Genomic DNA, 12,852 nt, shown 5'->3' with positions numbered 1-12,852 from the left:
CCACCCATGTCCGACGGGCTGCGCCCGACCCCTCCCATTCCGGGGCCGCCCTCGTAGTCGAGGCTGCACTCGGTGGCGAGTTCCTCGAGGTTGTGGGCCTGTTCGGCGTGGGCGGGCGGGATGACGTACCGCTCGTCGTACTTGGCGAGGGCGAGCAGCCGGTACATCTCGTACATCTGCTCGCCGGTCATGCCGACGGCCTGCGGGATGGAGTCGTCGGGTTCGCGGCCCATGTTGATGTCGCGCATGTAGGACCTCATGGCGGCGAGCCGGCGCAGTACGGCGTCGACGGGGGCCGGGTCGCCGGCGGTGAACAACTGGGCGAGGTAGTCGACGGGGATGCGCAGGGCGTCGACGGCGGCGAAGAGGTTGCGGCTGTCCTCGGCGTCGTGGCCGGTGTCGCGGACGGCGTCGACGACCGGGGACAGCGGCGGGATGTACCAGACCATGGGCAGGGTGCGGTACTCCGGGTGCAGCGGCAGGGCCACCTTGTAGGTGTTGATCAGGGCGTGGATCGGGGAGCGCTTGGCGGCCTCGATCCAGTCGCGGGGGATGCCGGCGCGTTCCGCGGCGGCGGCCACCTCGGGGTCGTTCGGGTCGAGGAAGACTTCGCGCTGCGCCTCGTACAGCCCGGTGTCGTCGGGGGTGGAGGCGGCTTCGAGTACCTTGTCGGCGTCGTAGAGGACGAGGCCGATGTAGCGCAGCCGTCCGACGCAGGTCTCGGAGCAGACGGTGGGGATGCCGACCTCGATGCGCGGGAAGCAGAAGGTGCACTTCTCGGCCTTGCCGGTGCGGTGGTTGAAGTACACCTTCTTGTAAGGGCAGCCGGTGACGCACATCCGCCAGCCGCGGCAGCGGTCCTGGTCGACCAGGACGATGCCGTCCTCCTCCCGCTTGTAGATGGCGCCGGAGGGGCAGGAGGCGGCGCAGGACGGGTTGAGGCAGTGTTCGCAGATCCGCGGCAGATAGAACATGAAGGTCTGCTCGAACTCGAACTTGATCTTCTCGGAGATGTCGCGGAGCAGGACGTCCTTGTCGCCGTGCTCGGTGGCGCCGCCGAGGTTGTCGTCCCAGTTGGCGGACCAGGAGATCTTCATGTCCTTGCCGCTGATCAGGGACTTGGGACGGGCGACCGGGGTGTGCTCCTGGAGCGGCGCGTTGGTCAGCGTCTCGTAGTCGTAGGTCCAGGGCTCGTAGTAGTCGTCGAGGGAGGGGAGCTTGGGGTTGGAGAAGATGGTGATCAGCTTCTTGAACCGGCCGCCGCCCTTGAGGGAGAGCCTGCCGCGCTTGTTGAGGGTCCAGCCGCCGCGCCAGGTCTCCTGGTCCTCGTAGCGGCGGGGGTAGCCCTGGCCGGGGCGGGTCTCGACGTTGTTGAACCACACGTATTCGACGCCGGTGCGGTTGGTCCATGCCTGTTTGCAGGTGACCGAGCAGGTGTGGCAGCCGATGCACTTGTCGAGGTTCATCACCATGGCCATCTGGCCCATCACGCGCATCAGTACGTCACTTCCTGTGAGGTGCGGCGGCGGATGACGGTGACCTCGTCGCGCTGGTTGCCGGTCGGGCCGAGGTAGTTGAAGGCGTACGACAACTGGGCGTAGCCGCCGATGAGATGGCTCGGTTTGATCAGCAGCCTGGTCAGGGAGTTGTGGATGCCGCCGCGCCGGCCGTTGGTCTCGGTGAGGGGGACGTCGATGAGCCGGTCCTGGGCGTGGTGCATGTAGACCGTGCCCTCGGGCATGCGGTGCGAGACCACGGCGCGGGCCGCGACGACGCCGTTGCGGTTGACGGCCTCGATCCAGTCGTTGTCCCGTACGCCGATCTTCGCGGCGTCCCGGTCGCTCATCCACACGGTGGGGCCGCCCCGGGAGAGCGAGAGCATGAACAGGTTGTCCTGGTACTCGGAGTGGATGGACCACTTGTTGTGCGGGGTCAGGTAGCGGACGGTCACGCCGAGTTCGCCGGTGTCGCCGATGCGGGGCTCGTCGAAGAGGGCGTGCATGTTCAGCGGCGGCCGGTAGACGGGCATCTGCTCGCCGAGTGCGGCCATCCAGTCGTGGTCGAGGTAGAAGTGCTGGCGGCCCGTCAGGGTGTGCCAGGGCTTGAGCCGTTCGACATTGACCGTGAAGGGCGAGTAGCGGCGTCCGCCGGTCTCGGAACCCGACCATTCGGGTGAGGTGATGACGGGGACCGGGGCGGCCTGGGTGTCGGCGAAGGTGATCCGCTTGCCCTCGTGCTCGGCGGCGAGGTCGGCGAGCCGGGTGCCGGTGCGGGCTTCGAGCGTGTGGAAGCCCTGGGTGGCCAGCCGCCCGTTGGTGGTGCCGGACAGCGCGAGGATGGCCTCGCAGACATGCACGTCGCGGGCGATGGACGGCCGTCCGTCGGCCGGACCGCCGCGTATGGTGCCGTTCTTGTGCCGGAGGTACTCCAGTTCCTGGTCGGGCTTGTAGGTGATGCCCTTGGTGGTGGCGCCGAGGGTGTCGAGCAGCGGGCCGAGCGCCGTCATCCTGTCGGCGACGGCGCCGTAGTCGCGTTCGACGGTCACCAGCTTCGGCATGGTCAGGCCGGGGACGGGTTCGCACTCCCCCGCCTTCCAGTCGCGGACCCTGCCGTGCGGGGTGGCGAGTTCGTCGGGGGTGTCGTGCAGCAGCGGGGCGGCGACGACGTCCCGGCGTACGCCGAGCCGGTCGCCCGCGAGGCGGCTGAACTCCCCGGCGATGGTGTTGAAGATGTCCCAGTCGGTGCGGGTCTGCCACGGCGGGGGGATGGCCGGGTTGAAGGAGTGCACGAAGGGGTGCATGTCGGTGCTGCTCAGGTCGTACTTCTCGTACCAGGTGGCGGCGGGCAGCACGACGTCCGAGTAGACGGTGGTGCTGGTCATCCGGAAGTCCAGCGTCAGCAGCAGGTCGAGCTTGCCGACGGGGGCCTCGTCCCGCCACACCACGTCCTTCGGGCGGGCGTCCGGCGGTGCCTCGGTGGCGCGTACGGCGGAGTCGGTGCCGAGGAGGTGCTTGAGGAAGTACTCGTTGCCCTTGGCGGAGGAGCCCAGCAGGTTGGCCCGCCAGATGGTCAGCACGCGGGGGAAGTTCTCGGGCGCGTCGGGGTCCTCTCCCGCGAACCTCAGGCGTCCCGCCTTGAGTTCGTCCACCACGTGCTCGCCCACGCCGCGCCCGGCGGCCTCCGCCTCGTCGGCGAGGTCGAGCGGATTGCGGTCGAAGGTCGGGTACGACGGCATCCAGCCGAGCCGTGCCGACTGGGCGATGACGTCCGCCGTGGTCCTCCCCGCGAAGGGGCTGGTGGCGCCGGGCGCGGAGAGGGTGTCGGCGGAGAAGAGGTCGTATCGGAACTGGTCGGAGTGCAGGTACCAGTACGCCGTCTGGATCATCTGCCGGGCCGGGCGGTTCCAGTCGGCGGCGGTCGCGATCGCCGAGTAGCCGGTGATCGGGCGTACCTTCTCCTGGCCGACGTAGTGCGCCCAGCCGCCGCCGTTGACGCCCTGGCAGCCGGTGAGCGTGGTCAGGGTCAGGAACGCGCGGTAGATGGTGTCGGAATGGAACCAGTGGTTGGTGCCGGCCCCCATGATGATCATCGAGCGGCCACCGGACTCCTCGGCGTTGGCGGCGAACTCGCGTGCGATCCGGGCGGCCCGCTCCGCGTCCACCCCGGTGATCGCGGCCTGCCAGGCGGGGGTGTACGGCTCGCCGGCGTCGTCGTAGCCGGCCGGCCACCGGCCGGGCAGGCCCTCGCGGGCCACGCCGTACTGCGCGAGCAGCAGGTCGTACACGGTGGTCACCAGGCGGCCGCCGACGCGGCGCACCGGTACGCCGCGCAGCAGCCGGCCCGCGCTGCCGTCCGGCGCGTCGAAGCGGGGCAGTTCGACGGTGACCGACTCCGGTTCCCCGACCGGCGGCTCGCCCTCGGCCGACAGCAGCGGATCGACCTCGCCGAGGTCCAGGTTCCACTTGCCCGCGCCGCTCTCGCCGAAGCGGTCCCCGAGCGTGCCGTTCGGCACGACCGGCTGCCCGGTGGCCGCGTCCAGCAGCACGGTCCTGAACTCGGCGTGCTCGGAAGCGGCGTGCTCGCCGCCGAGGTCGGCCGCCGTCAGGAACTTCCCCGGCGCGTAAGTGCCGGGCGCGGTCTCGTCGAGGGTGACGAGGAACGGAAGATCGGTGTACCGCTTGACGTAGTCCGTGAAGTACGGGGTGGCGCGGTCGACGAAGAACTCCTTGAGGACCACATGCCCCATGGCCATGGCCAGGGCGCCGTCCGTCCCCGGCTGCGCGGGCAGCCACTCGTCGGCGAACTTCACGTTGTCGGCGTAGTCCGGAGCGACGGCGACGACCTTCTGGCCCCGGTAACGGGCCTCGGCCATCCAGTGCGCGTCCGGGGTGCGGGTCACCGGCAGGTTGGAGCCCCACATGATCAGGTAACCGGCGTCCCACCAGTCCCCGGACTCCGGTACGTCGGTCTGGTCTCCGAACACCTGCGGCGAGGCCACCGGCAGGTCGGCGTACCAGTCGTAGAAGGACAGCATCACGCCGCCGAGCAGCGAGTAGAACCGCGCACCGGCGGCGTGCGAGACCATCGACATCGCCGGGATCGGGGAGAACCCGGCCAGCCGGTCGGGGCCGTACTCACGGATGGTGTGCACATGGGCGGCGGCGACCATCTCGGCCGCCTCCTCCCAGGTGGCGCGCACGAGGCCGCCCTTGCCGCGGGCGGCCTTGTAGCGGCGGGAGCGCTCGGGGTCGCCGGTGATGTCGGCCCAGGCGAGCACCGGGTCGCCCAGCCGGGCCTTCGCCTCGCGGTACATCGACAGCAGGACGCCGCGCACATACGGGTAGCGCACCCGGGTCGGCGAGTAGGTGTACCAGGAGAAGGCGGCCCCCCGGGGGCAGCCGCGCGGCTCGTACTCCGGGCGGTCGGGGCCGGTCGAGGGATAGTCGGTCTGCTGGGCCTCCCAGGTGATGATGCCGTCCTTGACGTACACCTTCCAGGAGCAGGAGCCCGTGCAGTTCACCCCGTGGGTGGAGCGCACCACCTTGTCGTGGGACCAGCGGTCCCGGTAGAAGTCGTCGGCCGACCGGCCGCCGGTCCTGTGCAGGGTCCGCAGGTCCCGGGAGACCTCGGCCCGGGTGAAGAACCGGCGGCTGCGCACCAGGGCGTCCGCCAGTTCGCCGTCCATACCCGCCGGGGTCCGTCCCGGACCGGTTTCCGTGCTCACCGTGCTGCTCCGCCCCCGGGCGCGCGGGCCCGTGCTGTCGTGATCGCTCGGCCTGATGCGACTCTACGACCCGTGCGCACGGCAAGGTCAACACCGAAACGCAAATCATCCCGTCTTACTTATCCGGCGGGGAAGAGCGCTCCCCGCCTCGGCGCGCACGGCTTCGACCGCCTCCCACTCCCCGGTGCTCAGGTTCGCCAGGGCGGCGGGGAAGACGCCGTCCTGCTCCTTGAGGATGTGATCGCGCAGCAGCGCCACGGTCTCCATGAGCCGCTCGGGCCAGGCGGGGTCCGCCGGCACGGCCCCGCCCGCTGCCTCCGCCAGGACCGTCTCGATCCGCCGGTGCTCGTCCTCCAGCGCGGCCATGTGCTCGGGGAAGTCAGCGGCCAGGGCGGGGAACAGACCGTGCTCCTCGACCCGGGTGTGCGGGCCGAGCACGGCCGCGATCTCCCGGGCCGTGTGCGCCATGGCGGGAACGTCATCCGATCGGTGCGCGGCCCGCACGTGGCTGATCAGCTCGACGACCAGGTCGTGCTCGCGGGTCAGTTCGTCGATGGCCGTGAGCGACTGGCAGCCGCAGTACTCGCACATCGGGTGGTTCCTTCCGTCGGTCCGGATGCCGGGTCTTGTCGTGCGGGGGGCGTGCGCGGGCTCAGGCGGTGGTGCCGGCGGTACCGCTCCGGGGGTGCCGGCCGGTGCCCGGCGAACGGCCGCCCCGGCCCGCGGCGGCGTGGCGCACGCCGGTGAGGGTGTAGCCCAGCGCGGCGGACGCGACGATCGCGAGCAGCAGCAGACCGATGGTGTACGACTCGTACGCCCCGTACAGCGAGCCCATCACCAGCGGCGGCAGGAAACCGCCGAGCCCGCCGGCGGCCCCCACCACACCGGTGACCGAGCCGACCGCACCCGCCGGGGCGAGCAGCGCCACCAGCGCGAACGTCGCGCCGCTGCCCGCGCCGAGGGCGGCGGCCATGGCCAGGAAGGCCAGGGTGCCGAGCGGCATCAGCGGCGGGTCGAAGGCCTGCACCACCGCGCCCGCCGCGACGACGGCGAGCGAGGCCGCCAGCACCCGGACCGGTCCCATGCGGTCCGACAGCCAGCCGCCCACGGGGCGCATCGCCACCGCCAGCAGCACGAAGCCGGCCATCCGGTTCGCCGCGTCGGTCTGCGTCAGCCCGTACTCCGTCTTGAGGTAGGTGGGCAGATACACGGAGAACGCCACATATCCACCGAATGCCACCGCGTACAGCGCCGAGGCCTGCCAGGTGATTCCCAGCCGGGCGGCGGCTCCGAGCCGCCGGGCCAGCGGCTCGGTCGGCACGCTCCGCCCCGGGGCGTCGCGCAGCAGCAGGAGGGCCACGAGCGCGTAGACGACCAGCACCGCCGCGGTGATCAGGAACGGGGTCGCGATGCCGTTCGCGTCGACGAGCTGGACCGTGGTCAGCGCGCTGATCGCGGTGCCGCCCATGCCGGCGCCGAAGACGCCGATGGCCAGGCCGCGCCGCTCCGGCGGGAACCAGGCGCTGACGAAGGGCACACCGATGGCGAAGGCGGTGCCGCCGACGCCGAGGAAGAACCCGCCGGCCAGCAGCCCGGCGAACGTGGAGTGGCCGGACAGGCCCAGGTAGAGGACGGGCACCACGGTGGCCGCGGAGACCAGCGGGAACATCACCCGTCCGCCGAACCTGTCGGTCAGCGCGCCGACGGGGATCCGGCCCAGGGAACCGACCACGACGGGGACGGCGACCAGCAGCGACTGCTGGAACGAGCTGAGCTCCAGGATGTCCTTGAAGCGGGGACCGAGCGGGCTCAGCAGCGCCCACGCCCAGAAGTTGATGGCGAAGCCGATGGTGGCGAGCGCCAGCATCACTCCCCGCCGGCCGCCGGTCCGGGCGTCCCTGCCCGGACCGGCCGTACGCGGGTCCTGCCGGTCCTGCGGGCCCTGCGGGTCCTGACCTGTCCGGCCCATGGCGGCTCCTCCTGCGGTCTTGGCTGTGCTCCGGTGGCGGCGTCCGCCGCGGCCGGCCTCGTCCCGGTGCGCCGCTCCCCAGCGTGAGGGCGCGGGCGCGTGCGCCCCTAGGGCCGAACGGACCCGCCGTGCGGGGGCCGTCCGCCGGTTCTCCCAGCGTCCTGTCCCGGGTGCCCGCATGCCGGGCCGCTCACTCGGACAGCGGCCGCACGCCACTCCCCCGGCTCCGGCACGGGACCGCACCGCAAACCCGGGCCCCGGGGCGACCCAGCCGGGCGCGGCCCCGCCGCCGAACCGGACCGCAGGGCGCGCCACGGGGTTCCTGCGGGCCGAGCGCAGGCGCCGGCACAGGCCGGGCCACGGACCGGCCGCGGACCGAACGCAGGCGCCGGCACAGCCGGCGTGCCCACCGGGCCCGGGGCGACCGGGCCGCAGGCCGGGCGACCCAGCCGTGCGCCGCCCCGCCGCCGAACCGGACCACAGGCCGGACCGGAAGGCGCGCCACGGACCGGCCGCGGACCGAACGCAGGCGCCGGCGCAGCCGGCGTGCCCACCGGGCCCGGGGCGACCGGGCCGCAGGCCGGGCGACCCAGCCGGGCGCCGCCCCGCCGCCGAACCGGACCACAGGCCGGACCGGAAGGCGCGCCACGGACCGGCCGCGGACCGAGCGCAGGCGCCGGCGCAGCCGGCGTGCCCACCGGGCCCGGGGCGACCGGGCCGCAGGCCGGGCGACCCAGCCGGGCGCCGCCCCGCCGCCGAACCGGACCACAGGGCGCGCCGCGGCCCGGCAGACCGAGCGCAGGCGCCGGCACAGGCCGGGCCACGGCGCCGGGCGGGCGGGCCGCTGGTAGAAGGTGCTCAGACCAGGTCGAGGACGTCGCGTACCGGCCGACGCGGTGAGGCCGGGCCCATGGGGCCGTAGCCGATGCGCACGACCATCTGGACGAAGCCCATCGGCGACAGCGGATCGCGGACCAGTTCCCGCAGGTCGGACCATTCCAGGGCGTGCGAGGTCAGCGAGGTGGCCAGGTCCTCGGCGGTGGCGTACAGCAGGACCCGCTCCATGGCCTGGCCGGCGCGCAGCCAGTCGACGGGGTGGTCGTCGTGGGTGCCGATGATGGCGAGATGGGGGTTTCCCTCGAAGACGGCGCCGCCGCGGTCGGCGATCCTCCTGCGGCCCGCGAAGTCGCGCACGGGAGCGTGCCCGTCGCGTTTGCGGGGCCCGAAGGCGTACTCGGGGATGCCCTCCGTGGCGGTGTCCGAGTCGGCGACGCCCAGCCTGGTCCAGCGCTCGATGTCCGCGAAGCGCCGCGGGTCCGCGGCGTCGCGGCCCTCGGCGTCCCGGACGAGTTCGAGCAGGAACTCACGGTGCCACGCGGAGGGGAAGACCAGCATGGCGCCCTCGCGGCGGGCGGCCTCCCTCAGCCCGGCCCGCACGGGCTCGGCGATGTCCTTGTCGGAGTAGGGGTAGCGGCTGGTGTGCCTGCGGCGCAGCGTCGGGTGGAGCCGCGCCAGCCCGCCTGCCGCCCCCGCGTCCTCCGCCGGTGCCCCTCCGCGGCCGGCGGTCCGCACGGTGGCCAGCAGTTCGGGCTGGGCGGGATCGGGCAGCAGCCGGACCTCGGCCGGCAGTCCGTGGTGCGCGAGGGCGACCCGCAGATTGAACAGGGCCGCCGCGCAGCCGAGGTAGAGGGCGCGGTTCCTGGGGTCCGTCGTGGGCATGGCACGGTCCAGATCGGCGTACAGCTCGAACGTGCCGCTCTCACGCAGGTAGCGGAATTTCCACGGCTGCGCGTTGTGCATGGACGGGGCGGTCGTCGCGTCGGCGACCAACGCGGTGACGGTCTTGTCGTCCGGCATGGTGCCTCCCTCGGGGACCTGTGCCGCGGCGGCCGGAGGGGCGGCTCCGTCCGCACGGATCACCATAGTGCGGCGGGACGCCGGCCGCCGGACGGCCACCGCCGCGGGTTGCGGCCGGTGCGCGCCGCTCCTCGCGCACCGGCCGTACCGCTCCCCCCTTCCCCCGGTCGCGCGCCGTCAGTGGTGCGGGACCACCGCCACAGGCGCGGCCGAGTGGTGCAGGAGTGCGTGGGTGACGGGACCGATGTGCGCGCCGACCGCAGCGCGGCGCGCCTTGCGGCCCACGATGACGAGTCCCGCTTCACGGGAGGCGTCCACGAGGTGGGAGCCCGCCCCGCCGATGACGGCCTGCTCGGTCACCTCGACGGTGGGGAACTTCTCCCGCCACGGGGCGAGCACCTCGCTCAGCCTGCGCTGTTCCTCTGTGTTCAGCTCGGCCGTGAGCCCTGCGTCGACCGCGACGCCGTAGGCGTAGTACGGCGGCAGGCTCCAGCCGTGCACGATGCGCAGCGGGGCGCCGCGGCGCGCGGCCGTCTCGAAGGCGAACTCGAGGACGCCGTCGGCCGGCTCCCGCACATCGAGGCCGAGAACGATGTCACGGTACTCGGTGGTGAGGCAGGGCGATCCGTCGGCGTCCGGCAGGTGCTCGTCCTCGGCGCTCACTCCGGCCCGGACGAGCACAACGGGCCGCTCGGCGCGGGCCACGACCGCGGCGGCCACCGAGCCGACCAGGAACCCGGCGACCGAGCCGAGCCCGCGCGAGCCGAGGACCAGCATCTCGGCCTCGCGGGCCGCCTCGGTCAGGGCGAGCACCGGATGGTCGGGGACGGAGTCCCCGGTGATCCTGAGGCCGGGGTGGCCTTCCTTCAGCCGGGCCTGCGTCTCCCGCAGGACCCGCTCGGCCCAGTGGCGCTGCGGATCCTCCCCGGCGGGTACGGCGTAGATGCCTGCCATCGGTGCGTACGTGTAGTGCTGCACCTCCCAGGCGTGCACGAGGCGCAGGGGCAGCCCGCGTGCTTCCGCTTCACGGGCGGCCCAGTCCGCGGCGCAGTGGCTCTCGGGTGAACCGTCCAGGCCGACGGTGACGGTGCGGGGCATGGTCACGTACCTCCTCGGGGAATGTGCTGCAAGCCTCGCAGCCGCTCCACGGCGGCGCGAGGGTCCGCTGGGTACCTGCCCGGGACCGAACGGCCCAACCGGGCGGGGCCCGGTGTCCCGACGGTTCGGGGGACGTCACACCAGGGACCGTTCGGCCCTACGCATGGACTGTTCGGCCCTGTCACCATCGGGACGGTCCTTTGATCATGGGGCGGCCGGGAGGTATCCGGAGCCGTCCCCCGCGTCTCTCCGGTCCTCCCGGTGTTTCCCCGCACCAGGCACAGATGGAGGACGCACACCGGTGGACGGAACCAATACGAAGGGGACCGTGGCCGAACGGCCCGGCCCCGATCGGACCCCGGCGGCCGCGCGGCCGGTGCGACGCCGGCGCATACCGGTGGAGTGGCTGACCACCACGGACCACAAGAAGATCGGAACGCTCTACCTCGTCTCGGCCTTCGTGTTCTTCCTGGTCGGCGGTGCCATGGCGCTGGTGATGCGGGCCGAGCTGGCGCGCCCCGGCACGCAGATCCTGTCGAACGAGCAGTTCAACCAGGCGTTCACGATGCACGGCTCGATCATGCTGCTGGTCTTCGCGATGCCGCTGTTCACCGGCTTCGCCAACTGGCTCATGCCGCTGCAGATCGGCGCGCCGGACGTGGCGTTCCCCCGTCTGAACATGCTCGCGTACTGGCTGTACCTCTTCGGCTCGACGATCGCCGCCGCCGGCTTCCTGACCCCGCAGGGCGCGGCGGACTTCGGCTGGTTCCTCTACGCCCCGCTGTCCGATGCCATCCACTCGCCGAGCGTCGGCGCCGACATGTGGATCATGGGCGTGGCGCTGTCGGGCTTCGGTTCCATCCTCGGAGCGGTCAACTTCATCACCACCATCATCTGCATGCGCGCCCCGGGCATGACGATGTTCCGGATGCCGATCTTCACCTGGAACGTGCTGCTGACGGGCATCCTGATCCTGCTGGTCTTCCCGGTGCTGGCCGCCGCGCTGTTCGCCCTCGAGTGCGACCGCAGGTTCGGTTCGCACATCTTCGACCCCGCGAACGGCGGGGCGCTGCTGTGGCAGCACCTGTTCTGGTTCTTCGGGCACCCCGAGGTCTACATCCTCGCGCTGCCGTTCTTCGGCATCGTCAGTGAGATCGTCCCGGTGTTCGCGCGCAAGCCGATGTTCGGCTACATCGGCCTGATCGGGGCGACGATCTCGATCGCGGGCCTGTCGGTGACCGTCTGGGCGCACCACATGTACGTGACCGGTGGTGTGCTGCTGCCGTTCTTCTCGTTCATGACCTTCCTGATCGCCGTGCCGACGGGTGTGAAGTTCTTCAACTGGATCGGCACGATGTGGAAGGGCAGTCTGTCCTTCGAGACACCGATGCTGTGGGCGACCGGCTTCCTCGTCACCTTCACCTTCGGCGGTCTCACGGGCGTGATCCTGGCCTCGCCGCCGCTCGACTTCCACGTCTCGGACACGTACTTCGTCGTCGCGCACTTCCACTACACGCTCTTCGGCACGGTGGTGTACGCGATGTTCGCCGGCTTCCACTTCTGGTGGCCGAAGTTCACCGGCAAGATCCTCGACGAGCGCCTCGGAAAGATCACCTTCTGGACGCTCACCGCGGGCTTCCACATGACGTTCCTCGTCCAGCACTGGCTGGGCGTCGAGGGCATGCCCCGCCGGTACGCCGACTATCTGGCCGCCGACGGCTTCACGGCGCTCAACACCATCTCCACGATCGGCTCGTTCCTGCTCGGCCTGTCGGTCCTGCCGTTCGTCTACAACGTCTGGAAGACGGCGAAGTACGGCAAGAAGGTCGAGGTCGACGACCCGTGGGGTTACGGCCGTTCGCTCGAGTGGGCCACGTCCTGCCCGCCGCCGCGGCACAACTTCGCCTCCCTGCCCCGTATCCGCAGCGAGTCCCCGGCGTTCGACCTGCACCACCCGGAGGTCGCGGCGCTGGAAGCCGCGCAGCACTGAGGAGGAGCGAGACCGTGTCCCATGCCGTACCGGCCCTGGCGGCCGGCGTACTCTCCGCGTCCGGATGCGTCTGGTACCTGCCCGCCGTGGCGGACGTACGCGCCGGCGCCGACCGGCCCGTGTCGCGGCGGCTGGCCGCCGCGTCCTGTCTGACCGGGTGGAGCACCACGGCGCTGCTCGCGGTGCTGCTCCTGCTGCCCGCGCCGTGGGCGGTTCCGCTCACGGCCGCAGCGGCCGGCGCGGCCGCGACGCTCGTGCTGCGCGTCCTGGCCGCGGTACGGCGCGGACGCGAGCGCCGCGAGGACGCCCACTGCTGGGCCGCCCTGCGCGTACCGCCTCCGGGGCGGCCGGCCGTCCCGGTGCGGACCGTCCTGGTCACGCTGCTCGCCGCGCTCGTCGCGGCGCCCGTGACGGCGACGGCCACCCTCCTGACCGGTGCCACCCCGGTGGCCTCGGCCGTCCTCGCGGCGGCCGTCGTCCTGCTGGCCCTGGTGGCCTCGGTCCTGCACGCCCACGCCGTCCGCCGCCGCACCGGCTGACGGCATCCCCGCCCGGCCCCGGCCCGCCCTGACCCCTGGCCGGGGCCGGGCCCGCCCGTACCGCGCAGGAACAGGTGCTCCTCCAGGATGAAGCCGTACGCCGTGTTCGGTCGTTCCCTGAGCAGCCGCTGCCGTTCCGCGCGCGCCTCCCACTGGGCCTCGATCTGCTGGTCGA

At 72.3% G+C, this 12,852-nt stretch carries 8 protein-coding genes and 1 pseudogene; 2 read left to right on the top strand and 7 right to left on the bottom strand.

What is annotated here, in order from left to right; genetic code table 11:
• The 6 genes from narH to GUY61_RS25390 form a co-directional block, all read right to left on the bottom strand.
• Positions 1–1,496, bottom strand: a 1,496-nt coding sequence (gene narH, locus GUY61_RS25415) for a nitrate reductase subunit beta (protein ID WP_166632569.1), incomplete at its 3' end; no start/stop codon positions are given.
• Positions 1,496–5,185: a nitrate reductase subunit alpha gene (locus GUY61_RS25410; protein WP_166632571.1), complete on the bottom strand. Its 3,690-nt coding sequence runs from the start codon at positions 5,183–5,185 to the stop codon at positions 1,496–1,498. The genes GUY61_RS25410 and narH, both read right to left, overlap by 1 nt.
• A 144-nt stretch (positions 5,186–5,329) precedes the next feature.
• The gene (locus GUY61_RS25405) at positions 5,330–5,815 is read right to left on the bottom strand and encodes a hemerythrin domain-containing protein (RefSeq protein ID WP_166632568.1); all 486 of its coding nucleotides are present in this window, start codon (positions 5,813–5,815) and stop codon (positions 5,330–5,332) included.
• A gap of 61 nt (positions 5,816–5,876) precedes the next feature.
• Positions 5,877–7,091 carry an MFS transporter gene (locus tag GUY61_RS25400; protein WP_166632570.1) on the bottom strand — a complete coding sequence of 405 codons (1,215 nt, stop codon included), beginning with the start codon at positions 7,089–7,091 and terminating at the stop codon, positions 5,877–5,879.
• Positions 7,092–8,051: 960 nt separating this feature from the next.
• A complete protein-coding gene (locus GUY61_RS25395; protein WP_166632567.1) occupies positions 8,052–9,050 on the bottom strand; it encodes an Acg family FMN-binding oxidoreductase in 999 nt (332 codons plus the stop codon).
• Between the two features lie 177 nt (positions 9,051–9,227).
• On the bottom strand, positions 9,228–10,148 hold the full coding sequence (locus GUY61_RS25390; protein WP_166632566.1) for a universal stress protein: 921 nt from the start codon (positions 10,146–10,148) through the stop codon (positions 9,228–9,230).
• Between the two features lie 301 nt (positions 10,149–10,449).
• Here GUY61_RS25390 and ctaD point away from each other — a divergent pair, with 301 nt between their 5' ends.
• Both ctaD and GUY61_RS39280 read left to right on the top strand, forming a co-directional pair.
• The gene (gene ctaD, locus GUY61_RS25385) at positions 10,450–12,138 is read left to right on the top strand and encodes a cytochrome c oxidase subunit I (RefSeq protein WP_398956831.1); all 1,689 of its coding nucleotides are present in this window, start codon (positions 10,450–10,452) and stop codon (positions 12,136–12,138) included.
• A 14-nt stretch (positions 12,139–12,152) separates the two neighbouring features.
• Positions 12,153–12,677: a hypothetical protein gene (locus GUY61_RS39280; protein WP_208106450.1), complete on the top strand. Its 525-nt coding sequence runs from the start codon at positions 12,153–12,155 to the stop codon at positions 12,675–12,677.
• 50 nt (positions 12,678–12,727) lie between these two features.
• Here GUY61_RS39280 and GUY61_RS40460 read toward each other — a convergent pair.
• Positions 12,728–12,852 (bottom strand): annotated as a pseudogene (locus tag GUY61_RS40460) (Scr1 family TA system antitoxin-like transcriptional regulator); the annotation flags it as partial.

The organism is Streptomyces sp. GC420, assembly GCF_009916105.1.
GTDB lineage: Bacteria > Actinomycetota > Actinomycetes > Streptomycetales > Streptomycetaceae > Streptomyces.
The sequence above is the reverse complement of the archived record's forward strand: the minus strand, read 5'-3'. Positions and strand labels throughout refer to the sequence as shown.

Bases quoted from the DNA above. Each gene is read 5' to 3' on its own strand.
- GUY61_RS25410 (WP_166632571.1), bottom strand. From the start codon at position 5,185: ATGGACGGCGAACTGGCGGACGCCCTGGTGCGCAGCCGCCGGTTCTTC.
- GUY61_RS25405 (WP_166632568.1), bottom strand. From the start codon at position 5,815: ATGTGCGAGTACTGCGGCTGCCAGTCGCTCACGGCCATCGACGAACTG.
- GUY61_RS25400 (WP_166632570.1), bottom strand. From the start codon at position 7,091: ATGCTGGCGCTCGCCACCATCGGCTTCGCCATCAACTTCTGGGCGTGG.
- GUY61_RS25395 (WP_166632567.1), bottom strand. From the start codon at position 9,050: ATGCCGGACGACAAGACCGTCACCGCGTTGGTCGCCGACGCGACGACC.
- GUY61_RS25390 (WP_166632566.1), bottom strand. From the start codon at position 10,148: ATGCCCCGCACCGTCACCGTCGGCCTGGACGGTTCACCCGAGAGCCAC.